The sequence below is a fragment of the Deinococcus terrestris genome, assembly GCF_009377345.1.
Lineage (GTDB): Bacteria > Deinococcota > Deinococci > Deinococcales > Deinococcaceae > Deinococcus > Deinococcus terrestris.
Window position 1 is genome coordinate 1 of the sequence record NZ_WBSL01000021.1, and the last position, 22,849, is coordinate 22,849.

Consider the following 22,849-nt stretch of genomic DNA (forward strand, 5'->3'; position numbering starts at 1 on the left):
GGGGCAGGTCAGTTACGCGTTACTCACCCGTGCGCCACTGTGACCCGAAGGTCACCGTTCGACTTGCATGTCTTAAGCACGCCGCCAGCGTTCACCCTGAGCCAGGATCAAACTCTCCATAAAATGGCTCCAACGCGGTCCGCAAGCGGACCGTTGTGGATAAGTGTTGATCCATGCTTGTTCGCATGGCTGCTCCCGAAGGAGCTTCTTCGGTCCGAAGACCATGACCCGAAGGCCGTTCACACGTCTGGAGTCTCTCGGGGGAGAGACCGCGTGTACCACCCTGTCAGGTGGCCCTGTCATCGTCACTTGCACCAGCTTGTCATGCGTCCCGCGCAGAGGCCCGGAGGCTTTCTTGCGCTCGCCCTTTTGATCGGGCGAAGAGAAATATAAGCCCCCCCATCCGATCTGTCAACACCCCACCCGCTCCCACCTCAAGAAAGCCAGAGTGCCCGCGCTCAGCGCCACTTTTCCGGCAATCCGTACAGGTGCCAACGGGCCTCGACCCGGCTCTGTACCTCCGGGGTCATCTCGATCTTGGGGGGCCACTCGCGGACAAAGCCCTCCTCGGGGAGTTTGCGGGCGCCGTCCCAGGCCAGTAGGCCGCCGCCCGCCGTGGCGATAGGCCACACGTCGCGCTCGGGGTCGATGTTGTTGAGGAGGGTCCACCACACGTCCTGTTCGTTCGCCACGTCGGTCTGCGCGTCGCCGATCAGGAGGTGCCGCATCCCCCGCGCCGCCGGGTGGGCGGCGAACGCCTCGGCCAGCTCGCGGGCCTGACCGGGGCGGGTCTTGTCGAGGGCGACATACCAGTAGCCGTCCGGGGTCTGGCGCTGGGCGAGAACGCCGTCAAAAGTGGGGAGGTCGGTGACTGGGAGAGGCGTGAACAGACTCTCCCCTGCCCGGTCGTGCCCCTGCTCTTCACGGCTGCTCACGCCGCTGCCGACTTCCTCCGGGAGCTTGGTGGTCGCGTCGATGATGAGCTTACCGCCGTAGCCCCAGCCCCGGCTGGAGTGGTCGAGCACGTCGGTGGGGCCGCGCGTGGTGAGGGTGTCACGGCCCGGCACCGCTTTCTCCACCACCTCGCGCCAGACGGCCGCAAAGTCGTTCACCGTCACATCCTCGTCCACGACGACGATGACCTTGGCGAACATCATCTGGCCGAGGCCGAACAGCCCATTGGCGACCTTGTAGGCCTGACCGGGGTAAGTCTTCCTGATAGACACGAAGACGAGGTTGTGCGCCACGCCCGCCGGGGGCATGTGGTAGTCCACGATCTCCGGGAGGATGAGCTGCGCGGCGGGGAGGAAGAGGCGCTCGGACGCTTCAATGAGGTAGGCGTCCTCCATCGGTGGGCGGCCCACGATGGTCGCCGGGTAGACAGGCCGCTCGCGCATGGTCACCGCCGTCACGTGAAAGCGGGGGTAGAGGTCGGGCAGCGTGTAGAAGCCGGTGTGGTCCCCGAACGGCCCCTCCATCGCCCAGTCCTCCTGCGGGTCCACGTAGCCTTCGAGGATGAACTCGGCGTTGGCGGGCACGTCGAGGTCCACCGTGACGCCCTTCATCACCGGGTAACGCTGGCCGCGCAGGTAACCCGCGACGGCGAACTCGTCGAGGCCAGGGACCGGAGGAAGGGGCGCCGTCGCCGCGTAGATCAGGGCCGGGTCGCCGCCGAGCGCCACCGCGACTTCCAACCGTTGCCCCAGTCGCTTGGCCTTCTCCAGATGTTTGGTGCCCGTCTTGTGGCGCTGCCAGTGCATCCCGGTCACGTTCTTGCCCATGACCTGCATCCGGTACATGCCCATGTTGCGCTCGCCGGTTTCGGGGTCCTTGGTGATGACCAGCGGCAGGGTCACGAAGGGGCCGCCGTCCAGGGGCCAGCATTTCAGGATGGGCAGTTTGCCCAGGTCCACCTCGTCGCCGCGCCAGATGACCTCCTGGGCGGGGCCGGACTTGACCCGGCGGGGCGGCAGATTCATCGCGTCCCTGAGCTTGCCGACGTTCCCCAGCAGTCCGCCGAGGCCCCCCGACCCCTTGAGGTCAATCAGGTGCCGAATTTTGGCGGCGAGGTCGTCGAGGTCGGAGACGCCCAGGGCCTGAGCCGTGCGCTCGCGGGTGCCCATCAGGCCGATGACGAGGGGGAAGTCGCTGCCCACCACGTTCTCGAACAGGACCGCCGGGCCGCCCGATTTGACGAGGCGGTCGGCGATCTCGGTGATTTCCAGCTCGCGGCGCACCGGAACCGACACGCGGACGAGCTCGCCGCGCTCCTCCAGCACCCGCATGAAGCTCTGAATATCGGGAAAGGCCATGCCCGGAGTGTAGGGAAGGTGGACCGGGGCAACCGTACCCGATGAGAGCAAGCGCCACCCTACTCTGAAGGCCATGACGGCCCCTCCCCCACCCCCTGAGTCGACGGCCCAAGCCCTGCGGGAGGCGCGGCTGAGCACCCTGCGCACGCTCGACCGCCTGCTCGACCGCCCGATGACGGTACTGAGCTTCGTGTGGCTGGGGCTGCTGGTCCTCGACCTGACGCGGGGCCTGCCACCGATGCTCCAGACGCTGAGCAACGTGATCTGGGGCCTGTTTATCCTCGACTTCCTGTTGTCGTTCGCGCTCGCGCCCGACAAGGGGCTGTACCTGCGGCGCAACTGGCTGACCGTGCTGAGCCTGCTGCTGCCCGCGCTGCGGATTCTGCGGGCCTTCCGGGGGTTGCGGGCGCTGCGGGCGCTACGGCTCACGCGGGGGACCAACCTGCTGCGGGTGCTGACCAGCCTGAACCGGGGGCTGCGGACCCTGGGGCGCACCCTGCGGCGGCGGGGGCTGGGATTCGTGCTGGGGGCGACCGGGCTGGTAGCACTGGCGGGGGCAGCGGGCATGGCTTCCTTCGAGGCGGGGCAGCCCGGAGCGCCGGGGGGCTACGGCGAGTGGCTGTACTGGGTCGGGATGCTGCTCACCAGCCTGGGGTCGGAGTACTGGCCGCGCACGGGTGAGGGCCGGGTGCTGACCTTCCTGCTGGCGCTCTACGGCTTCTCGGTGTTCGGGTACATCACGGCGACCCTGGCGAGCTTTTTCGTCGGGGACGATCAGGAGCGCGAGCCGGGGGAAGGCGAAGTGAACAACGAGGTCCTGCGCCGCGAGATGGTGGCGCTGCGGGGGGAGCTGGCAGCGCTGCGCGGGGAGCTGAGCCAGAGGGCTGACGGCTGAAACCCGACCGCTGAGGGCTATCCTTCTCCCCATGACCTCCCCCATCCAGCACATGCGCTCGGCCTTGCAGGGCACCGACCTGGACGGCTGGCTGCTGTACGACTTCCAGGGCCTCAATCCCCATGCCCGGCGGGTGCTGGGGTTCCCGGCGGAGGCGCACCTCACCCGGCGTTTCTTCGTGTGGGTGCCACGCGAGGGCGGAGCCGTACTGCTGCACAACCACATCGAGGGCGGCACCTGGGCGGGCCTCTCGGCGGGATGGGACGTGGAACGGCGGCCCTTCGGCTCACACGCGGAGTTGGACGCCCGGCTGCGCGAGGTGGTTGCCGGGAAGCGGGTGGCGATGGAATACAGCCCCCTGGGTGCCGTGCCCTACGTGGGCCGGGTGGACGCGGGCACGCTGGAGCGGGTGCGGGCGGCGGGCGCGGCCGACGTGGTGAGTTCCGCCGACCTGCTGCAAGCCTTCCTGGTGTGGTCGGACGACGACCTCGCCGCCCACCGCCGCGCCGCCGACTTGCTGATGGGGGCCAAGGACGACGCCTTCCGCCTGATTCACGAGCGGCTGCGGGCCGGAGAAGCCGTGACCGAGCTGGACGTGCAGGCCGTCATCGAGCGGGCCATCGCGGACGCCGGGATGTCGAGCGGCCACCCCGTCAACGTGAGCTTCGGGCCGAACGCCGCCGACCCCCACTACCAGCCGGAGGGCGAGAAGAACGCGGCCCTGCGGCCCGGCGAGTGCGTGCTGATCGACCTGTGGGCGCAGGAGGAGGGCCGCCCCTTCGCGGACGTGACTTGGGTGGGCTACGCGGGCGAGCCCACGGACGAATACCGCTCGGCGTGGGAAGCCGTGCGGGGAGCACGGGACGCGGCGCTGAGCCTGCTGCACGAGCGTTACGCAGGGGAAGGCTGGGGCCGCCTGCAAGGATGGGAACTCGACCGGGCGGCGAGGGACGCGATGGGAGAGGAGTGGGCACCGTACTTCCTGCACCGCACCGGGCATGACCTCGGAGTCAGCCTGCATGGGGCTGGGGCCAACCTTGACGACTACGAGACGCGCGACACCCGCACGCTGACGCCGGGGCTGGCGGTCACGGTAGAGCCGGGCACCTATCCGCGCGAGCGCGGCTTCGGCATCCGCACCGAGGTGGACGTGTTTCTCTCCCCGGACGGGCCGCAAGTCACCACGCAGATACAGCGCGAGCCGTTCGTCCTGGGCGTCGGAGAATGGGCCGAAGTCCGGGCGCGGGCGTTGGGCGAGCCGTCTTAAGGGCGGCTTAAGCCCTGGCCCCGGTAGTCTGTGGGCATGGCGAACCTCAGCTCCTCGACGATCATGCTCACGGGGGCGGGCGGCGCCCTCGCCACCGCCGTCGCCCAGGAACTGGAGGACGCGGGCGCCCAGCTCGTGCTCGTCGGGCGCGGCGAGCCACTGGCCCGCGCCGCCGACCGCTTTCCCGCCACCGAGGTTCTGGACCTCGACCTGCGCGACCCGGCCAGCGTGGACGCGCTGCGGAAAGTCAAGGTGGACGCTCTGGTCCACACGGTCGGCACCTACACCACCCAGGACGTGCAAAAGGCCACCACCGACGACCTGCGCGAGTTGTTTGACACCAACATGCTGACCCTCTTTCACGCCGTGCAGGGCGTGCTGCCCCACATGCTGCGGCAGAAAGACGGCCTGATCATGGGCGTGAGCGCGGGGCAGGCCGCCCGGCTGAGCGGTCCCAAAGCGGCGCTCTACACCGCGAGCAAGGCGGCCGTCGCCGCCTACGTCCTGAGCCTGCACGACGAACTCAAGGCCAGGGGTGTGCGCGGCTGCGTCCTCTACCCGATGGGGGCCATCGACACGCCCGAAAACCGCGAGGCGGGCTTCGAGTGGGAGGAAACCATCGACCCTCGCGGCCTCGCCAAGAGTGTGGCCCACGCGCTGACGCGGCCCGACCGGGCACACGTGACGGAGCTGAAGATTTACCCGGACGTGTAGGAGCGGTCAGCTTCTAGCCCTTAGTTCTCAGCGCCACATCGAGAAGCCCGTCCAGCCCGCCCGCATACCCCTCTTCCAGCCGGGGCCACTCTGGGGGAAAGGGCTGGGTGCGGGTCACGTCGTTGGGCACCACGACGAGGCGGCATCCGGCGGCGACGGCGGCCAGCCCCCCATTCAGGCTGTCCTCCACGGCGAGGCACTCGGCGGTGGGGAGGCCCAGCCGCTCGGCGGCCAGTACATACAACTCGGGATCGGGTTTGACCCGGCGCACGTCGTCGCGGGTGGCGAGCGTCTCGAAGAGGTCCAGCAGGCCGTGGGCCGAGAGCCAGCGGGTCACCCAGGCGCGGTCGCTGCTCGTCGCCAGGGCCAGCCGTATTCCGCGTTGCCGGGCCTCCTCCAGCACCCCGCGCACGCTGGGGCGCAGGTCCTGCTCGGCCAGCGCCGCGTGGATGCGCTCGCGCAGTCCCGCCTGCACCCGCTCGCGGTCGGCCTGCACGTGGCCCGGCAGCCCCGCCCAGGGGTCGAAGGCGTCCCAGGTGCCGATGCCGCGCTGCCACGCTTCCAGGCTCAGCTCCAGCCCGTGCTCGCCGTACAGCGCCTGCCAGTGGGTGAACTCGGGCGTCTCGGTGTCGAGGATGGTGCCGTCGAAGTCGAAGAGGAGGGCGCGGGGCAGCCGGGACTGGGGGGAGGGCGGCATGAAGGCAGTCTAGGCGGACCGATCCGCAGGACGAACGACGCTCAACTTTAGGGGGACGTTCTCCTCACGCCCGACCCGCTACGCTGAGGCAATGGCGGACTGGGTGCAGGGCTTGATGGACAGCATGGGATACCTGGGGATCTTGCTGCTGATGATTCTGGAAAACCTCTTTCCGCCAATTCCCAGCGAGCTGATCATGCCCTCGGCAGGCTTCGCGGCGGCGCGGGGCGACATGAACCTGGCCGTGGTGATCCTGATGGGCGTGCTGGGCAGCGTGATCGGCACCCTGCCGCTGTACTACATCGGGCGGGCCTTCGGGGAAGAGCGCCTGGTCGCCTGGGCCGACAAGTACGGCAAGTGGCTGACCCTCAGCGGCAAGGACATCCGCAAGGCCGACGACTGGTTTGATCGGCACGGCACCAAGGCGGTGCTGTTCGGCCGGATGGTGCCCGGCATCCGCAGCCTGCTCAGCCTCCCGGCGGGCATGAGCGAGATGCCCATGCCCAAGTTCCTGATCTACAGCGCCATCGGCTCGGCGCTGTGGGCCACCGCGCTTGCCACGGCGGGCTACGTACTGGGCGAGAACTACGACCGGGTCGAGCAGTACATCAGCCCCATCTCCAAGATCGTGCTGGTGGCAGTGGTCGTCGCGGCGGTCGCATGGTTCCTGAAACGGCGGCGCGAGCAGCAGACCGGAGCGTAAGACTAGAGGAAAAGGCCGCCGGGTCAGCATGCCAGGCGGCCTTCCTCTTTGTGGGCTCAGCGGGGCGTGACGCGCAGATTGAGCACGGCGGCACGGCCCTCCGGCAACTCCTGCCGGGCCGCCGAGCGGTACAGCAGGCGGCCCCGCGCGTCGTTCACGCGGGCGGTGACCACGTAGTCGCGGCGGGGATTGATGCGCACCGGGTTGTACTGGAGCTGGTAGGGGGTGGAGAGCTTGGTGGTCGGGAAGCTCACCTCCAGCAGGGTGGAAGGGGAGCGGCCGTCCGTCACGTCCTGAATGGCGACGGTGACGATGCTTCCGGCGGGCAGGCGCACGGTGGACGGCGCGGAGACGCGGCCCGCGACCACCCTCCACCCGGCAGGCACGTCGGTGAGGTCGGGAGCGGTGGTCGTCGTGGCCGGGGGCGGGGTGCTCGGCCGCACGATGCGGATGCTCTGGGCCAGGGCCGGGGAGGTCAGCAGGGCGGCCAGCAGAAGGGGAAAGGTACGCTTCATGGGTTCACGCTAGCCCCCCCCGCCGTCAGGTACGAGGGTAAGCGCGGCCCGCTTTCTTTACGGTTGGGGCCGGGCGGATGTGGTTCACTCCGGCCCATGCTGCCCGTCCCGCCCAGTTCCGACCCCCTCTTCCCCGACCATCCTGAGGGCCGCGCCTTTCTGGTCCGCGACCCGGTGCTGGGTGGGGTGATCGCCACGCTGGGACCGCTCGCGCCGCTGACACCGACGCCGGACCCCTTCGGCACCCTGATTCGCAGCGTGATCGGGCAGCAGCTCTCGGTGACGGCGGCGGACCGCATCGCGGAACGGGTAGGGACCGCGCTGGGCGAGGTCACACCGGGGGCGCTCGGGGCCGCTGCGCCCGGCAGCCTGCGGGCGCTGGGCCTTTCCTGGGCGAAGGTCCGCACCGTGCAGGCCCTGGCCGGGGCCGCGCAAAGTGGGCAGGTGGACTTCGCGCATCTGGGCACCTTGCCCGACGAGGCCGTGATCGCGGCGCTGACCCCGCTGCCCGGTATCGGCCGCTGGACCGCCGAGATGTTCCTGATCTTCGGACTGGCACGGCCGGACGTGTTCAGCCACGGCGACCTGATCCTGCGGCAGGGGGTAGGGCGCCTGGCTCCCGGCGCGGACGCCCGCGCAGTCGTGAAGGCGTGGTCGCCCTGGCGCACCCTGGCCGCCCGTGCCCTCTGGGCCGACCATCACGCGCGGCAGGCGCGGGGCCGCCGCTTCCCGGACCCGCAGTAGGACGCGGGTGGCCCTACTCGGGTTCCGCGAGCATGGCCCCCAGCACGTCCATCTTCACCACGATGGGCGTGCGGGCGCGGGTGATCGCTCCAGCCTGCTTGAGCTTGCCCAGCGAGTGACTCACCGTCTCGCGGGTGGCCCCCACCATCCGGGCAAGGTCTTCCTGACTCAGCTTGAGTGCCAGTTCTACCCCCTGCGGATGCGGGCGACCGAACTCGCGGGCAAGGCGGTAGAGCAGGCTCGCAACCCGCTCGGGGGCGCTGTAGGCACTCACGGCGGCCGTCCACGCCCGCGCTTCGAAGAGCCGCGCGGCCATCAGCCGGACCAGCTTCATGGCGAGGTCGGGGCGCTCGGTCAGCAGGCTTTGCAACTCGTGCCGGGGCAGCACGATCAGGCTGGTGGGCTCAATGGCCTCGGCCTGGGTGGGGCGGCGCTCCTCAGGTTCCAGCAGCAGTTCCCCGAAGGTGTCGTGCTGGCCGACCACCCCCAGGATCGCCTCCTTGCCGCTGGGAAACAGCTTGCTGATCTTGACCAAGCCGCTGCGCACGAAATACAGCGCGTCCGCCGGGTCATCCATGCGGTAGATCACCTCGCCGGGATGGTAGTCGCGGCAGGGGGTCGTCGCGGCGACCCGCTCCAGCTCGGCCAGCTCCAGGTCAGCGAACAGTTCCGTCCGCTTGAGGTGCCAGACCAGGCTCGGGTAGTTCATGGTGTGGTCAGGATACCCGATAGGTCCCCACTTGCCGCCGACCGTGAGGCGGCCCACGTGACTTTCGCCCGCCGTCCTCTTAGACTCGGTACAATCAAAGAGTCTGCGTGCCGTCCCCGAGGGGAAGGCCGCCATCCCCGAAAGGGAAGAGGAGGAAACCCCGCATGCCTCAGTACAAAGCTCCCCTGCGCGACATCAAGTTCCTGATGCACGAGCTGCTGCAAGCGCCCCAGGTGCTGGCGAACGTGCCCTTTTACCAGGCGAACGAGACCGCCGACAGCGACCTGCTCAACCAGGTGCTCGAGGAGGCCGCCCGCTTCGTCGAGACCGAACTCGTGCCCCTGAACCGCGTGGGCGACGAGGAGGGCTGCACCCGACATGAGGACGGCTCGGTCACCACGCCCACCGGCTTCAAGGAGGCCTACAAGAAGTACCGCGAGGCGGGCTGGACCGCCCTCGACGCCGACCCGAACTACGGCGGCCAGGGGATGCCCCACCTCGTGAGCAACGTGCTCGTCGAGATGATGACCTCCGCGAACGTGGCCTGGAGCATGTACCCCGGCCTCTCGCACGGCGCGTACTCGGCCCTGCACGCGGTGGGAAGCGACGAGCTGAAAAACCTCTACCTCCCCAAGATCGTCTCCGGCGAGTGGACGGGCACGATGTGCCTGACCGAGCCGCACGCGGGCACCGACCTCGGCATGATCCGCACCAAGGCCACCGACAACGGCGACGGCACCTACGCGGTCACCGGCACCAAGATCTTCATCAGCGCGGGCGAGCACGACATGGCCGAGAACATCGTGCACCTCGTCCTGGCGCGGCTGGAGGGCAGCCCGCAGGGGACCAAGGGCATTTCGCTGTTCCTGGTGCCCAAGTTCGTGCCCAACGCCGACGGCAGCCTCGGCGAGCGCAACGGCGTGGTGTGCGGCTCCATCGAGCACAAAATGGGCATTCACGGCAACGCGACCGCTGTGCTGAACTTCGACGGTGCGAAGGGCTACCTCGTCGGCGAGATCAACAAGGGCATGAACCACATGTTCATCATGATGAACGCCGCCCGCCTGGGAACCGGTCTTCAGGGCCTCGGGCTGGGCGAGGTGGCCTACCAGAACGCGCTCGCCTACGCCAAGGACCGCATCCAGATGCGCCACGAGCCTCGCGTGAACGCGGACGAACCCGCCGACCCCATCATCGTGCACCCCGACGTGCGCCGCATGCTGCTGACCGGCAAGGCGTACACCGAAGCAGGCCGGGCGCTGGCGATGTGGCTGGCCCTGAGCATCGACCTGGAACACCACCACCCCGACGAGGCGCAGCGCAAGGAAGCCGCCGACCTCGTGGCGCTGCTGACCCCGGTCGCCAAGGCGTTCATGACCGACAACGGCTTCAACGTGGCCGTGCTCTCGCAGCAGGTGCTCGGCGGACACGGCTACATCCGCGAGTGGGGCCTGGAGCAGTTCGTGCGCGACGCCCGCATCGGCCAGATCTACGAGGGCACCAACGGCATCCAGGCGCTGGACCTCTTGGGCCGCAAGGTGCTGATGGACGGCGGCAAGAAGCTCCAGAAGCTCGCCGGGACCTTGCAGGAGTTCGTGGAGGACAACGCGGACGACGAGGACCTCGCCCCCTACCTCGACCAGCTCGGCAAGGCCGCCGGGCAGCTCGGCAGCCTGACGATGGTGATCGGCCAGAAGGCGATGGCGGGTCCCGAGGGCGCGGACGAGGTGAACGCCGCCGCCGTGGACTACCTGCGCTACTTCGGGCATGTGGTGTACGGCTACCTGTGGGCGCGGATGGCGAAGATCGCCCACGAGAAGATTGCCGCCGGGCAGGACCGTGACGGCTTCTACCTCGGCAAGGTGCAGACGGCGAAGTTCTACTTCACCAAGCTCTTCCCCGAAACCAAGGCGCTCGCCGCGACCATCAAGGCCGGAAACGAGCCGCTGGCCGTGGACGACCGCGCAGTGTTCGGGCTGGAACGGGCGCTCGTCGGGGCGTAAGGTCCTAGGGCCAGTCAAAGGCAAGCTCTGCCCTCACCCTGACCGGGTGGGGGCTTTACCCTGTAGGGGAACGGGAGGAACGATTTGTGCCGAAGAAAACTATGGCGGCATCTGTGCTGAGTAGATCAGCCAGAACGGGGAGGCTTGTCAGCACGCGGAATGAAGGGCGGCTGACCGACAGCATCACTGGGAGCCTGCGGGTGGAGGGATACGACGTGAAGCGGGAAACGGTCGCCACCATCGTTCGTAATCGCCGTACGGGCCGTCTCAAGAAGTGAACTCGCGTCATCCACGCAAGACGGAGCCGCAGGACACCCGCTACGGCTTGCTGGTGGATTACAGGGACATCGAGCCCCACCTGATTCACGGCGAACTCCTGGGGCGCGAGTGGATTCACGCCCGCGCCAGTGACGCTGCGGTGAAACCTTATTTGCACGACACAGACGTGCTGGACCTGCATGCTGCTGCGTTCGCACAGCTCTACGGATGGGCCTGGACCACACGCCGTACCGAGGCTGGGCCGGGTGTCGTGGTCTACGTGCGTTCCTTTGAAGTCAGGTCCAAGCTGCGCGAACTGCAATACGATTTTGCAGCCTGGTATGACGCTCTGCCTGATCTATGGACGCTGGCCGACGCGGCGGAGTTGATGGCGCGGACCCATCACAACTTCGAGTACATCCATCCTTTTCCGGATACCAACGGGCGGACGGGGCGTTTGCTGGATCACTACGTTCTATGGGTGTCGCTTGGCGCCGTGGGACCGAGCTTGGAAGAGAGCCCGCAGATCGTCCATTTCCCAACCGAAGAGAGCATAGGCGACTACTTCGAGGGCTTGCACGAAGCTTCGAATCGCCGTGACTACGATCCTCTGAAGGCCTACTATCTGGCCCGGCTAGAAGAGACCTTCGGCTAACCTTCCCGCGTCTCAGGCAGTCGGTGCCCCCAGAAACGAATTCGTGTGGCGGGAGATGCCCTTGAAAGTCCCCGTTTCCCCCTCGCCCGGCACCCCCTGAAACGCGAGCAGGGCGACCGTGCAGGGGAACCCACCCTCGCGGATGCCCTCGGCGGCGGCCTCGTCCAGCAGGGCCGTGATCGCGTGGGCAAGCTGCGCGTACCGTTCGGGCGAGAGGCGCAGCGTCAGGGCGTCGAGGTGGGTGGGACAGGGCTCCGCCGCCGGGCCGGAAGGCATGGGCGCGGGCCGGGCTGGGCGCTCCGCGTCCCCGAAGCCGTAGAGGTCTTCCTCGCCCACGTGCATCCGGCTCCACGACCGCTCATAGGCCCGCAGAAACCCCTGCGACAGCTCGCGCAGGTCCGCCGTACCGTTGCCCTGCTCGTCGCCGGGGGGCAGCAGGTCCGAGGGCACCCGGAATTCCCGCGCGGCGAGCTGGTAATACACCTTGCCGCCCTCCCGCCGCGCCTCGAACAGCAGCCCCAGGTCGGCCAATTTGCGGGCGTGGTGGTGCACGAGGTTGGGGGCCATCCCCAGCGCCGGGGCCACCTCGCTGGGGGAGCGCGGGGCCAGGAAGTGCCCCAGAAAGCCGTGGTGCTGCCGCAGGGCACGGGCGACGGCAGGGTCCGTCACACGCACCTCCTGTTGAACCTGAGTCATGGGCCAAGGGTGACAGGGGGCGTTTCAGCCCGCCACCGCCCGCGCTGAAGAGGGCCTCCCTCCCGACCGTCCACTCTGGAGAAACGGTTCACGGTCCCTCTCAGACGGCCTTGCTACAGTGAGCGCCCGGAGAGGACCACATGCCCACGTACGTCTACAAGAACATCGAAACCGGCGAAACCTACGAGATCAAGCAGAGCATGCGCGACGAGCCGCTGACCACCCACCCCGAGACGGGCGCGGCGATCAAGCGCGTGCTGGTCGCGCCCGGCATCGCGTTCCGGGGCAGCGGCTTTTACGTGACCGACTCCCGCCCTGCGCCGAAGGGCGAAGTCGGGGGCAGCGGCGCGGGCGGCGGCGGCGAGTGACCGCCGCGCTGCGTGCCCTGGCGGCCGCCCTGCTCCTGGCCGGGGCGGGCGCCGCCGTCTATCTCACCGGGCACGGGCAGGGCGTGCAGGCGCAGCGGGCGCTGGCGACCACCGACGAGATCAACACGGTCGAGGTGGCGCAAAAGTCGCTGCGGGCGGTCGTGCGGGTGGATGCCCGGCTGCGCAAGGAATTCTTGCAAGCCGGGGACGACCCGGTCGAGACGGGCACCGGCTTTTTCTACAAGTCCAATCTGATCGTCACCAACTACCACGTCGTGCAGTTCCAGGAGTCGGTGAGCGTGACCCTGTACAACGGGCGGCGGGTGCCCGCGCGGGTCGAGGGGATCGACCCCGGCATCGACATCGCCATTCTGCGGGTGAGCGGGGTTTCGGCGCCGCGCACCCTCGCCTTCGGGCGCAGCGCGAGCCTGCTTCCGGGGCAGAAGCTGATCACCATCGGCACGCCGCTGCGGATTCCCAACTTCGTGGGCACCGGGGTCTTCAGCGTGATGGCGAGCGCTCAGGACGTGCCGCGCGACGACCAGCTCGGGCAGGAGATCGGCCAGTACCTGCTCACGACCGCCAGCATCCAGCAGGGCAACAGCGGCGGCCCGGTCCTCGACTCGCGCGGGGCGGTGGTGGGGGTAGCCGACGCCAATGCCGCGCCCAACCTCTTCGTGCCGGGCATCATCGGCATGGCGATTCCCAGCGACCTCGTGCGCCAGAGCCTCGACGACCTCGAGAAGATCGGCGTGCCCCAGCGCGGCACCCTGGGGGTCACGCTGGTGGACCTCGAGACCCTGGACCCGGCGCTGCGGCAGCTCGCGGGTCTGAGCAGCTCGGACGGGGCGCTCGTCGACGAGGTCGCCGCCGGGTCCGCCGGGGCGCGGGCCGGGCTGCGCGGCAGCCTGCGCAACAGCCGGGGCCAACTCTTGGCGCCACTGGGCGACATCATCGTGGCGGTGGACGGCGTGCGGGTGCGCGGCAGCTACGACGTGACCCGGCTGGTCGCTGCCAAGCGCCCCGGCCAGACCGTCAACCTGCGGGTGTGGCGGAACAAGAAGAGCGTGAACGTCAAGGTGACCCTGCAAAAGCGGACCCTGCAGTAACTGCATCTTTCACCCAGAGACGCTCCGGCCCGTGCTGGAGCGCCTTTTTTCGGTCGGCTGGCCGGAGCTTACGGAAAGCTTTATGATTCCTGTTGGTATGTACGTCGTCGTCGAAGGCCCCATCGGGGTAGGAAAAACGAGCCTGGCGGGGCGGCTCGCGGGGCGCTCCGGCGCGGAGCTGAATCTGGAGGTCGTGGAGGAAAATCCCTTCCTGGCCCGCTTCTATGAGTCGCCGGAAGCCTACGCCTTTCAGGTGCAGGTGTTCTTCCTGCTCTCGCGCTTCAAGCAGCTCTCGGCGCTCGCACAGCCGGGGCTGTGGAGCGGCCATGTGGTCAGCGACTACCTCTTCGACAAGGACTTCATCTTCGCGGCGATGAACCTCAAAGACGCCGAGTTCGCGCTGTACGAGGACCTCTACAGTCACCTCTCGCCCCGGCTGCCCACCCCGGACCTCGTGGTGTACCTGCGGGCCGAACCGGGGCTGCTGCTCTCGCGCATCGAGAAGCGGGGCCGCCCCTTCGAGCGCGACATGCAGGCCGCCTACCTCGCGGACCTGACCGCCCGCTACGACGAGTATTTCCGGACCTACCCCGGCCACCTGCTGACGGTTGATGCCAGCCGCTACGACTTCGTGGGCAACCCCGACGACGAACGCGCCCTGCACGCCGAGATCGAATCGGCGCTGCGAGCCGGGCAGGGGGCGGTGGTGTGACCTTCCGGACCGCTGCCCTGACTCCGGTGCTCCCGCGGATCCGGGGCCGCTGAGATGTACCTCGCCATTTCCGGCAACATCGGCAGCGGCAAGAGCACCCTGACGCGGATGCTCGCCGACCGCTACGGCCTGCGCCCGGTCTACGAGCCGTATGCCGAGAACCCCTACCTGGAGGATTTCTACCGCGACATGCGGCGGTATTCTTTCCACAGTCAGGTGTATTTCCTGTCGCGGCGGCTCGAACAGCACCTCAACCTGGTCACGGGGGCGCGGTACGTGATTCAGGACCGCACGGTCTTCGAGGACGCCAATATCTTCGCCCGCAACCTCTACGAGTCGGGCCAGATGGAAGCCCGCGACTGGGCCACCTACCGGGGACTGTATGAGGGCGTGCTTCCGGCCCTGCGGGTGCCCGACCTTTTGATTCACATCGACGCCTCGCTGCCTACCCTGAAAAAGCGCATCGCCCAGCGGGGCCGCGCCTACGAAAAGGACATCCCCGACGCCTATCTGGGGGGCCTGAACCGCCTCTACGACGAGTGGATTCAGGGCTTTGACGCCTGCCCGGTCGTGCGGGTGCCGGGCGACGAGCTGGATTTCGTGCAGAATCCGGCGGCTTTTCAGTGGGTATGCAGCCGGGTGCAGGCGCACGGCTTCGGGCTGCCGCTGCTGCGTTAGGAGCCGGGGGCGGTCTGCTAGCCTCGCTCCCATGCACCTGCCCGAGCTGGCCGCCGCCCTGAATGTCCCCCCGACCGACCTGCCGCCCACGGGGGTCCGGGGCGTCACCCACAACGCGGCGTGGGTCGAGCCGGGGTTCGTGTTCGTGGCGATTCGGGGCGCCCGCTTCGACGGGCACAGCTTTCTGGACGAGGTGGCGGGTCGGGGCGCGGTCGCGGTGCTGGGCGAGAGCTTAAGCGAGGGGCAGACCTCTCCCCTGCCCTACCTGACGGTCCCGGACGCGCGGGCGGCGCTGGCGGACGCGGCGGCAGCGCTGGAGAGCCACCCTAGCCGGGCGCTCAAGGTCGTGGGCGTGACGGGCACCGACGGCAAAACCACGACGAGCTGGCTGACCCGCCATCTGCTACGGGCAGCGGGATTACCTACGGGCCTGCTGAGCACCGTGGGCTACGAGTTGCCTGACGGGAGGCTGCGGCATTTCCCCGCGCACTTCACCACCCCGGAAGCGCCCCAGGTGCAGGCGACCCTGCGCGAACTGCTGGAGGCGGGCGGGCGGGCCGCCGTGCTGGAGGCCAGCAGCCACGCCCTCGCGCTGGAGCGGGTGCGCGGGGTGGAGTGGGACGTGGCGGTCTGGACGCACCTCACGCAGGAGCACCTCGACTTTCACGGCACGGTGGAGGCGTACTTCGCGGAGAAGCGCAAGCTGGTGGAGCGTGCCCCCTTCGCCGTGCTGAACGCCGACGACCCCTGGACCGCGCGGCTGACCGGCGTCGCCTCCGACGAGACGACCTATTCCCTGGACGGCTCTCCCGCCGACTGGCAGGCGCACGAGGTGGAAGAACGGGCGACCGGGCTGCACTTCCGGGTCAAGTCGCCCCTGGGCGAGTTCGCGGCCCACCTCCCCATGATCGGCCGCTTCAACGTGGCGAACGCGCTCGCGGGGATGGCGGCGGCGGCGCGGCTGGGGGCCACGCGGGAGCAGCTTGTGACGGGCCTCGCCTCTTTCGGCGGGGTGCCGGGGCGGATGGAACTCGTGCCGGGCGGCGAGGATGCGCCCCGCGTAGTCGTCGACTTCGCCCACACGCCCCCCAGTCTGGACAAGGCACTGGACACGCTGCGGGCGACCACGCCGGGGCAACTGTGGGTGGTGATCGGGTCGGCGGGTGGCCTGCGCGACCCCGGCAAGCGGGCGCCGCTGGGCGAGGTCGCCACCCGGCGGGCCGACCACGCCGTCTTCACCGAGGAGGACCACCGCGACACGCCCCTCGCGGACATCCTCGCCGAGATGGAGCGCGGGGCACGGGAGGCGGGCCGGAGCAACTTCGTCTCGGTCGGGGACCGACGCGAGGCGATCCGGTACGCCATCGGCGCCGCCCTGCCCGGCGACACCGTGCTGCTCGCGGGCAAGGGCGCCGAGGACACCCTAGAGCGCGGCGCCGACGTCCTCCCCTGGAACGAGGTGGAGGAGGCGCGGGCGGCGCTGGAGGCCCGGCGGTGAGCTTCACACCTGGGGAACTCCTGCGCCACGTGTCTGGCAAGGTGCGCGAGCGGGCGCGGGACCTTGTGCGCGAGGTGGGCCGCCGCGAGCGGCAGGGCGACGTGATCCGGGCACGGGTGCAGGGGAGCCGCCCGCGCCGTACCGGGTCTGCCTCGACCTGAACACGGCGAGGTCGTCTGTTCCTGCCCTGACGAGCACAACGCGATCTGCAAGCACGCGGCGGCCACGCTGCTGGTCCTTGTGGACGCCCCGACGTCCTTGGCCCCCGCCGCCTCGCCCCGGCGCCTCCCCACACTGACTGGGCTGGCGGAGAGCGACGTGGGCCGCCTGCACGACCTCTCCCCCGATGTGGTCCTGGGCTGGGCACGGGAGCTGACCCACCAGGCCGAGGAGGAGGAATGGGGGTAGACCCCGCCGAAGCGCCTGCCCCTCCCCCCGCCATCCGGCCGATGCCGCGCCGCGTTCTCGGCGGCATCCTGTGCCCGGCGGGAGAGGCAGCCTTGCATGAAGGGACCGACCTCCCACCCGCTAGACGCCCCACACCGGGCGCGGAGAGGCTGGAGAGATGAACGGCAAGCACATCACGAAGCTGGGGTTCGGGGGCCGGGCGATCGCCCTGGCCCTCGCCGCCGCCAAAGTGCGCGAGCGGGTGGGAATCAGTACGCAAGAAATCCTGGGAGAACTCGCTTCGGTGCGCGACCACCCGGAGGCCTATGTCACCGGGGGCGTCTACGCTGACCTCGCGGCAGAGCTGACCTCGCGGGAGGCCAGGGCGCGGGCGGCGCGGCAGGCGACCCTGCGGCCCACGCCGCTGCCCTACCGGGTCTGGGGCGAGGACCTGATCGAGCCCGGCGCCCGCACCCAGATGGACGTGGCGATGCAGCTTCCGGTCAGCCGCGCGGGAGCACTGATGCCCGACGCCCACGTGGGCTATGGCCTGCCCATCGGCGGGGTGCTGGCGACCGAGGGGGCCGTGATTCCCTACGGGGTGGGCGTGGACATCGGCTGCTCGATGATGCTCAGCGTGTTGCCCCTGCGCCCCGATGCCCTGGGGACCGACGAGACCCGCAAGCTGCTGATGAAGCACACCCGCTTCGGGGCGGGCGTGAGCTTCGAGAAGTCCTTCCGGGGCGACCACGAGGTCTTGCACGACCCCGCCTGGCGCGAGCAGGCGCTGCTGCGGCACCTGCGGGACAAGGCTGCCGAGCAGATCGGCACCTCGGGCAGCGGCAACCATTTCGTGGAGTTCGGCACCCTGCACCTGCCCGCCCCCGACCTAGGGCTGGAGGCCGGGGACTACCTCGCGGTGCTGTCCCACAGCGGCTCGCGCGGGTTCGGGGCACAGGTGGCGAACCACTACACCAAGGTCGCGCAGACCCTGCACCCGCAACTCGACCCCGCTGCCCGCAAGCTCGCGTGGCTGCCGCTGGACACCGAGGAAGGCGAGGGCTACTGGCAGGCGATGAACCTCGCGGGGCGCTACGCCCTGGCGAACCACGACCTGATTCACGCCCGGATTGCCCGCGCCCTGGGTGCCGAGCCGCTCGCCCAGGTCAGCAACAGCCACAACCTCGCCTGGAAGCAGGTCCTCCCCGATGGTGAGGAAGTGATCGTCCACCGCAAGGGCGCCACCCCCGCCGAGGCCGGGCGCCTGGGCCTGATTCCCGGCAGCATGGCCGATCCCGGCTTCGTGGTGCGGGGGCGCGGCAACGCGGAGGCCCTCGACAGCGCCAGCCACGGGGCCGGGCGCCAGATGGGGCGCAAGGCCGCAGAACGGGCGCTGAACAAGCGCGACGTGCAGGCTTACTTGAAGGAGCGCGGCATCACGCTGATCGGCGGCGGGGTCGACGAGGCGCCGCAGGCCTACAAGCGCATCGAGGAAGTCATCGCCCGGCAGCGCGACCTCGTGGACGTGGTGGCCGAGTTTCGCCCGCGCGTGGTGCGGATGGACACCGGGCACGAGGACGTGTAGGGCGGAGGACCTCTTACCCCCTCCTCCGGTGGACGATTACAGAACTGTACAGGTTTTCGCTTTTCGCTCCTCCCCCTGGAGAGAAGAAGGCTCTTCTTACCCCAACCCCCGCCCCAGCCGCTCCAGCAGCGCTGCCCCAAAGGCCACGCCCTTCCCGAAGTGCTCGCGCAGGATGTTCTCGTTCGGCGCGTGCACCCGCTCGCCCACGTTGCCGATCCCCAGCGCCACGCACGGCACCCCCAGGAAGGCCCCAAAAGGATGCATCGGCCCGCTGCCACCGCTACTGGGGTTGACGATGGGATCGGTACCGTGTGCCTCCCGCGCCGCCTCCACGCAGGCCCGCACGAAGGGGTGATCGGCGTCGGCGCGGGCGGGCTTCTGGTGGGCTTCCAGTTCCACGATCTCCACGTCGCCCAGCCCCTGCGCGTCGAGGTGCGACCGCAGCAGCGCCAGCACCCGCGCCGGGTCCTGATCGGGCACCAGCCGAAAGTCCAGCTTGACGAAGCCCGCCGCCGGAAGGACCGTCTTGCTTCCCTCGCCCTGATACCCGCCGCCCCAGCCGTTCACGTTGATGACGGAGTGAAGATTCAGGCGCTCGTGGTAGGCCGCCCCGGTCGCCAGGGGCCGGGTGACCCCGTAGGTGCCCCGCACACTCTCCCTGTCGCCGGGAACGCGGGCCACCGCCTCCCGGTCGGCGGGCGACGGCTCGCGCACATCGTCGTGGAAGCCGGGAATCGTTACGCGCCCGGTCTCGTCACGCAAGGAGGCCACCGCACGGGCCAGGCGGTACAGGGGATTGTCCACCACCGCCCCCAGACTGCTGTGCAGGTCGGAGTCGGCCACCCGGCAGCGCAGTTCCACGCACATGATGCCCTTGAGGCCTAGGTACATCACCGGGCGCCCCTCGGGGTCAATGGAGCCGAACTCCCACCAGCACCCGTCGGCCCGCAGTTCCTCCGCGTGCTTCTCCACGAAGCGCTCCACGCTGGGGCTGCCGACCTCCTCCTCACCCTCGATCAGCCAGCGCACCCGCAGGGGCAGGCGCCCGCCGTGCCGCTCCCGCACCGCCCGCACCGCTGCCAGCCGCGAGGCGAATTCGCCCTTGTCGTCCGACGCGCCGCGCCCGTAGAGCCGCCCATCGCGCTCGGTCAGGGCGAAGGGCGGCGTGTCCCACAACTCCAGCGGGTCCTCGGGCTGCACGTCGTAATGGTTGTAGATCAGCAGGGTGGCCGGACCCTCGCCCGCCTCGGCCACCAGCACGGGCGCGACCTCGCCGGGGTACTCACACACGGTGAACCCCTCGGCCTCCAGCAGCCGGGTCACGAAGGCCGCCGTCTCGGGCAGCATCCGCCCCTGCGCCGAGACGCTCTCCAGGGTCACGAGGTCGCGCAGGTCCGCGAGACCACGCTCGATATGGGGGGTCAGGTCAGAGGGGGTCACGGGAGCAGCGTAAGCGATGGAGCCGGGGGTCAGAGCCGGACCAGCACCCACCCGGCCACTTCCCGGAACGCCTGCACCTCGTCCTGCCCGCTCAGCAGACGGGCCAGCCAGTCTCCCTGGGGCTGAATGGGCAATTCCGGCAACAGTTCCCACATCCGGGTGACAGCAGGAGGGGAGTGGTCGTTCACGGCGCACAGCGCCTCGGCCAGAGTCCAGAGGGTCGTGCGGGTCAGGAAGGTCGCCTGATCAGGAGCCGCACCTTCCAGCTTGCCCAGGGTGGAGGTCAGCCAGTGCCGCAGCCTGCGCCGCTCGGCCTCTGGGGTACAGTAGGCCGCCAATCGCCGCCGCACCTCGGCCTGAATCCGGGCGAGGTCGCCGCCAGGGTCGTGGAGGACGCGGCTCTCAGCCCACCCCAGGAGCGTCAGGTCAGAACCCTCTTCCACCTCCCGCCACGCCCGCTCCAGCGTGTGCCCATGCCGCTCAATCAGGATTTCCGCACGCTCCTCTGTCTCGAAAGGCCGCGCCTGGGGCCAGTAGAGCCACAGGTCGAGGTCGGAGGTGGGGCGGGCGGTGCCCCGCGCCACGGAGCCGCCGACCCGGAAGCCCAGCACCCCCGCCGGGAGGGCCTGCGTCAGCTCTTCAGCCAGCAGGCGTCGGTGAACCCCATGGAGAATGAAGGAAAGGTCAGGCTCACCCGTCACCCCTCGAAGCCGTGCGGATGGCGCCGGTGCCACTCCCAGGCGGTCCGCACGATTTCCTTCAGATCCATGAACTGCGGTTTGAAGCCCAGATCTTGCACGATGCGCCGGGCGTCGGCGACGAGGCGGGGCGGATCGCCCGCACGGCGTGGGGCGAGTTCACGTGGCAGGACAGGCAGGCCATCTTCGGTAATCACCGCGTCGACCGCGTCGAGCACCTCCCGGACGGAAAAGCCGTGGCCCAGGCCCACGTTGTAGGTCGCGGCCGTCATCTGACCGCGTTCCAGCGCCTCGACCGCCAGCACGTGCGCGTCGGCGAGGTCCTGCACGTGGATGTAATCGCGAATGCAGGTGCCGTCGGGGGTGGGGTAGTCGTCCCCGAAGACCTTCATCTTCTCGCGCTGGCCCAGAGCGGTCAGGCAGGCGAGCTCGATCAGGTGGGTCTTGTTGGCATGGTCCTCCCCGATCTCGCCCCCCGGCGCGGCTCCGCACACGTTGAAATACCGCAACACCACGAACGGCAGGCCGTGCGCGGCGTGGAAGGCGTGGATCATGCGCTCGGTCATCAGCTTGGTTTCGCCGTAGACGCTTTCGGGGCGCAGGGGGGCGTCCTCGGGAATGGGCACGTCGTCGGTGGTGCCGTACACGGCGGCCGTGGAGGAAAAGACGAGCGGCACCACCCGCGTCTGCGCGATGGCTTCCAGCAGGTTGAGGCTGCCCACCACATTGTTGCGGTAGTAGCGGCCCGGTGCGCCCATGCTCTCGCCCACCTCGATCAGCGCAGCGAAGTGGATGACGGCGTCAGGCTGGTGCGCGGCCAGCGCCGCCCGCAGCCCTTCTGCGTCCAGCAGGTCCACCTGCACCAGCTTTACCCCTTCCAGCAGTGCTTCTCGGTGCCCGCTGCTGAGGTTGTCCAGCACCACGACCTCGTGCCCGGCCCCCCGCAGTTGCCGCACAGTGTGTGACCCGATGTATCCCGCTCCCCCGACGACCAGCAGCTTCATGGAAGACAGGGTAAGGGATGGGCTGCCCGGACAGCACCCGCCACCCCGCCGGAAAAACGGCTGCTGGCGAATTCAGGAGATGCAGCCTGCAGGTGTTACGCTCCAGCATGAACACTGAACCTTACTTGGTATCACCCGGAACCCCTGTTTCTCTGGATCACTGGGACCCCGGCGACAAGGGCGGATGGAACAAGGGGGAAGGCAGCGCCCGACTTGAACTCCTGCTCAACGACCTCGCTGGGCTTCAGGAACGCCTGTATGCCGAGGGTCAGCAGGCCCTGCTGATCGTGTTGCAGGCCCGTGACGCCGGGGGCAAGGACGGCACGGTGAAGAAGGTCATCGGGGCTTTCAATCCAAGCGGCGTCCACATCGCCAACTTCAAGGCGCCTACTTCGGAGGAACAGGCCCACGATTTCCTGTGGCGGGTCCACGCCCGGGTGCCTCGCCTGGGGATGATCGGCGTATTTAACCGCAGCCATTACGAGGACGTGCTGGTGCCGCGCGTGCTCGGCGGGCTGGATGATGCGGCCACTGCCCGTCGCCTGGCGCATATTCGCGGTTTCGAGGCCCTGCTGACCGACGCCCGCGTCCGCGTGGTCAAGTTCTATCTGCACGTCAGCGCCGAGGAGCAGCGCAAGCGGTTGCAGGCGCGGCTGGACGACCCCACCAAACACTGGAAATTCGACCCTGCCGATCTCCAGGCACGCGAAGCCTGGGATGACTACACGCAGGCCTATCAGGACGTGCTGAGCACCAGTTCTCCGGAAGCCCCCTGGTATGTCATTCCGGCCGACCACAAGTGGTTCCGCAATCTGCTGATCGCTGAGCTTCTGGTACAGACGCTGCGCCATATGAATCCGCAGTACCCGGCCCCGACTTTTGACCCGGCGGGGCTCCGGGTGCCGTGAGGCGCGACAACACAAAAACCCCCACCGTGAGGGGTGGGGGGATGGAGTGGAGCGGGAGACGAGATTCGAACTCGCGACATCTACCTTGGCAAGGTAGTGCTCTACCAGCTGAGCTACTCCCGCACGGGAGCGGCACCGCGTGCGGTGCCTTCCTCACCGGCCCTATTGGGAGACCGGGTGCAGTATAAGAAAAAACCCCCGCGCTGACCGACTTTTCCGGGACCCTGCGGTCCGAGTATCATGGGCGCTGCCGTGTTTCACGACCCTGTTCGGCATGGAGAGGGGTGGTTCCGC

At 68.9% G+C, this 22,849-nt stretch carries 24 protein-coding genes, 1 tRNA gene and 2 rRNA genes; 16 read left to right on the forward strand and 11 right to left on the reverse strand.

Annotation, left to right across the window (positions count from 1 at the left end; all coding sequences use genetic code 11):
- Positions 1 to 123: ribosomal RNA gene (locus F8S09_RS16700) — 16S ribosomal RNA — on the reverse strand; the annotation flags it as partial.
- A gap of 335 nt (positions 124 to 458) precedes the next feature.
- Positions 459 to 2,312 carry a menaquinone biosynthesis decarboxylase gene (locus F8S09_RS16705; protein ID WP_194165414.1) on the reverse strand — a complete coding sequence of 618 codons (1,854 nt, stop codon included), beginning with the start codon at positions 2,310 to 2,312 and terminating at the stop codon, positions 459 to 461.
- A 73-nt stretch (positions 2,313 to 2,385) separates the two neighbouring features.
- Between F8S09_RS16705 and F8S09_RS16710 the strand changes: the two genes are divergently transcribed.
- Genes F8S09_RS16710 through F8S09_RS16720 form a run of 3 tightly spaced genes read left to right on the forward strand, consistent with a single transcriptional unit; the run spans position 2,386 to position 5,188 of the window.
- Complete coding sequence (locus tag F8S09_RS16710; protein ID WP_152872594.1) at positions 2,386 to 3,207, forward strand: potassium channel family protein; 822 nt, start codon at positions 2,386 to 2,388, stop codon at positions 3,205 to 3,207.
- Positions 3,208 to 3,238: 31 nt separating this feature from the next.
- Positions 3,239 to 4,474: a M24 family metallopeptidase gene (locus F8S09_RS16715; RefSeq protein ID WP_194165415.1), complete on the forward strand. Its 1,236-nt coding sequence runs from the start codon at positions 3,239 to 3,241 to the stop codon at positions 4,472 to 4,474.
- Between the two features lie 36 nt (positions 4,475 to 4,510).
- Positions 4,511 to 5,188, forward strand: a complete 678-nt coding sequence (locus F8S09_RS16720) for an SDR family oxidoreductase (protein WP_152872595.1) — start codon at positions 4,511 to 4,513, stop codon at positions 5,186 to 5,188.
- Positions 5,189 to 5,201: 13 nt separating this feature from the next.
- Here the strand turns inward: F8S09_RS16720 and F8S09_RS16725 are convergent, their stop codons facing one another.
- On the reverse strand, positions 5,202 to 5,885 hold the full coding sequence (locus F8S09_RS16725; protein WP_152872596.1) for an HAD family hydrolase: 684 nt from the start codon (positions 5,883 to 5,885) through the stop codon (positions 5,202 to 5,204).
- Between the two features lie 91 nt (positions 5,886 to 5,976).
- Here F8S09_RS16725 and F8S09_RS16730 point away from each other — a divergent pair, with 91 nt between their 5' ends.
- Positions 5,977 to 6,588, forward strand: coding sequence for a DedA family protein (locus F8S09_RS16730; RefSeq protein WP_152872597.1), 612 nt, complete (start codon positions 5,977 to 5,979; stop codon positions 6,586 to 6,588).
- 56 nt (positions 6,589 to 6,644) lie between these two features.
- Here F8S09_RS16730 and F8S09_RS16735 read toward each other — a convergent pair whose 3' ends face one another.
- On the reverse strand, positions 6,645 to 7,103 hold the full coding sequence (locus F8S09_RS16735; protein WP_152872598.1) for a YbaY family lipoprotein: 459 nt from the start codon (positions 7,101 to 7,103) through the stop codon (positions 6,645 to 6,647).
- 96 nt (positions 7,104 to 7,199) lie between these two features.
- On the opposite strand from F8S09_RS16735, the gene F8S09_RS16740 reads away from it, so the two are divergent.
- Entirely contained in the window at positions 7,200 to 7,847 is a 648-nt protein-coding gene (locus F8S09_RS16740; RefSeq protein ID WP_152872599.1) for a DNA-3-methyladenine glycosylase family protein, read from the forward strand.
- A gap of 13 nt (positions 7,848 to 7,860) precedes the next feature.
- On the opposite strand, the gene F8S09_RS16745 is transcribed toward F8S09_RS16740, so the two are convergent.
- On the reverse strand, positions 7,861 to 8,556 hold the full coding sequence (locus F8S09_RS16745; RefSeq protein ID WP_152872600.1) for a Crp/Fnr family transcriptional regulator: 696 nt from the start codon (positions 8,554 to 8,556) through the stop codon (positions 7,861 to 7,863).
- Positions 8,557 to 8,720: 164 nt separating this feature from the next.
- Between F8S09_RS16745 and F8S09_RS16750 the strand changes: the two genes are divergently transcribed.
- Positions 8,721 to 10,559: an acyl-CoA dehydrogenase C-terminal domain-containing protein gene (locus F8S09_RS16750; RefSeq protein ID WP_152872601.1), complete on the forward strand. Its 1,839-nt coding sequence runs from the start codon at positions 8,721 to 8,723 to the stop codon at positions 10,557 to 10,559.
- A 274-nt stretch (positions 10,560 to 10,833) separates the two neighbouring features.
- The gene (locus F8S09_RS16755) at positions 10,834 to 11,472 is read left to right on the forward strand and encodes a Fic family protein (RefSeq protein ID WP_152872602.1); all 639 of its coding nucleotides are present in this window, start codon (positions 10,834 to 10,836) and stop codon (positions 11,470 to 11,472) included.
- A 12-nt stretch (positions 11,473 to 11,484) separates the two neighbouring features.
- Here the strand turns inward: F8S09_RS16755 and F8S09_RS16760 are convergent, their stop codons facing one another.
- Complete coding sequence (locus F8S09_RS16760; RefSeq protein WP_152872603.1) at positions 11,485 to 12,168, reverse strand: winged helix-turn-helix domain-containing protein; 684 nt, start codon at positions 12,166 to 12,168, stop codon at positions 11,485 to 11,487.
- A gap of 140 nt (positions 12,169 to 12,308) precedes the next feature.
- Between F8S09_RS16760 and F8S09_RS16765 the strand changes: the two genes are divergently transcribed.
- The 8 genes from F8S09_RS16765 to F8S09_RS16790 all read left to right on the forward strand — a co-directional run bounded on the left by F8S09_RS16765 (position 12,309) and on the right by F8S09_RS16790 (position 18,505).
- Positions 12,309 to 12,536 (forward strand): FmdB family zinc ribbon protein, encoded by a 228-nt coding sequence (locus F8S09_RS16765; protein WP_152872604.1) that lies wholly within the window; start codon positions 12,309 to 12,311, stop codon positions 12,534 to 12,536.
- Complete coding sequence (locus F8S09_RS16770; RefSeq protein ID WP_322618888.1) at positions 12,533 to 13,645, forward strand: S1C family serine protease; 1,113 nt, start codon at positions 12,533 to 12,535, stop codon at positions 13,643 to 13,645. The genes F8S09_RS16765 and F8S09_RS16770 overlap by 4 nt, the downstream gene beginning before the upstream one ends.
- Before the next feature lie 97 nt (positions 13,646 to 13,742).
- On the forward strand, positions 13,743 to 14,357 hold the full coding sequence (locus F8S09_RS16775) for a deoxynucleoside kinase (RefSeq protein WP_152872613.1): 615 nt from the start codon (positions 13,743 to 13,745) through the stop codon (positions 14,355 to 14,357).
- Positions 14,358 to 14,411: 54 nt separating this feature from the next.
- Entirely contained in the window at positions 14,412 to 15,035 is a 624-nt protein-coding gene (locus tag F8S09_RS16780; RefSeq protein WP_152872605.1) for a deoxynucleoside kinase, read from the forward strand.
- A 31-nt stretch (positions 15,036 to 15,066) separates the two neighbouring features.
- Positions 15,067 to 16,533 carry a UDP-N-acetylmuramoyl-L-alanyl-D-glutamate--2,6-diaminopimelate ligase gene (locus F8S09_RS16785; RefSeq protein WP_152872606.1) on the forward strand — a complete coding sequence of 489 codons (1,467 nt, stop codon included), beginning with the start codon at positions 15,067 to 15,069 and terminating at the stop codon, positions 16,531 to 16,533.
- Complete coding sequence (locus F8S09_RS17810; protein WP_194165416.1) at positions 16,530 to 16,694, forward strand: hypothetical protein; 165 nt, start codon at positions 16,530 to 16,532, stop codon at positions 16,692 to 16,694. Before F8S09_RS16785 ends, F8S09_RS17810 begins: the two co-directional genes overlap by 4 nt.
- A 79-nt stretch (positions 16,695 to 16,773) precedes the next feature.
- Positions 16,774 to 16,941 (forward strand): hypothetical protein, encoded by a 168-nt coding sequence (locus tag F8S09_RS17815; protein ID WP_194165417.1) that lies wholly within the window; start codon positions 16,774 to 16,776, stop codon positions 16,939 to 16,941.
- A gap of 157 nt (positions 16,942 to 17,098) precedes the next feature.
- The gene (locus F8S09_RS16790; protein ID WP_152872607.1) at positions 17,099 to 18,505 is read left to right on the forward strand and encodes an RtcB family protein; all 1,407 of its coding nucleotides are present in this window, start codon (positions 17,099 to 17,101) and stop codon (positions 18,503 to 18,505) included.
- A 96-nt stretch (positions 18,506 to 18,601) separates the two neighbouring features.
- Here F8S09_RS16790 and F8S09_RS16795 read toward each other — a convergent pair whose 3' ends face one another.
- Genes F8S09_RS16795 through galE form a run of 3 tightly spaced genes read right to left on the reverse strand, consistent with a single transcriptional unit; the run spans position 18,602 to position 21,647 of the window.
- The gene (locus F8S09_RS16795) at positions 18,602 to 19,945 is read right to left on the reverse strand and encodes a M20/M25/M40 family metallo-hydrolase (RefSeq protein WP_322618889.1); all 1,344 of its coding nucleotides are present in this window, start codon (positions 19,943 to 19,945) and stop codon (positions 18,602 to 18,604) included.
- A gap of 29 nt (positions 19,946 to 19,974) precedes the next feature.
- Positions 19,975 to 20,646, reverse strand: a complete 672-nt coding sequence (locus tag F8S09_RS16800; protein WP_194165418.1) for a nucleotidyltransferase domain-containing protein — start codon at positions 20,644 to 20,646, stop codon at positions 19,975 to 19,977.
- Complete coding sequence (galE, locus tag F8S09_RS16805) at positions 20,643 to 21,647, reverse strand: UDP-glucose 4-epimerase GalE (protein WP_152872609.1); 1,005 nt, start codon at positions 21,645 to 21,647, stop codon at positions 20,643 to 20,645. Before galE ends, F8S09_RS16800 begins: the two co-directional genes overlap by 4 nt.
- A 107-nt stretch (positions 21,648 to 21,754) precedes the next feature.
- On the opposite strand from galE, the gene F8S09_RS16810 reads away from it, so the two are divergent.
- Positions 21,755 to 22,555, forward strand: coding sequence for a polyphosphate kinase 2 family protein (locus F8S09_RS16810; protein ID WP_152872610.1), 801 nt, complete (start codon positions 21,755 to 21,757; stop codon positions 22,553 to 22,555).
- Positions 22,556 to 22,602: 47 nt separating this feature from the next.
- Here the strand turns inward: F8S09_RS16810 and F8S09_RS16815 are convergent.
- Both F8S09_RS16815 and rrf read right to left on the reverse strand, forming a co-directional pair.
- A tRNA-Gly gene (locus tag F8S09_RS16815) sits at positions 22,603 to 22,678 on the reverse strand.
- A 72-nt stretch (positions 22,679 to 22,750) separates the two neighbouring features.
- Positions 22,751 to 22,849, reverse strand: a 5S ribosomal RNA gene (gene rrf / locus F8S09_RS18415); the annotation flags it as partial.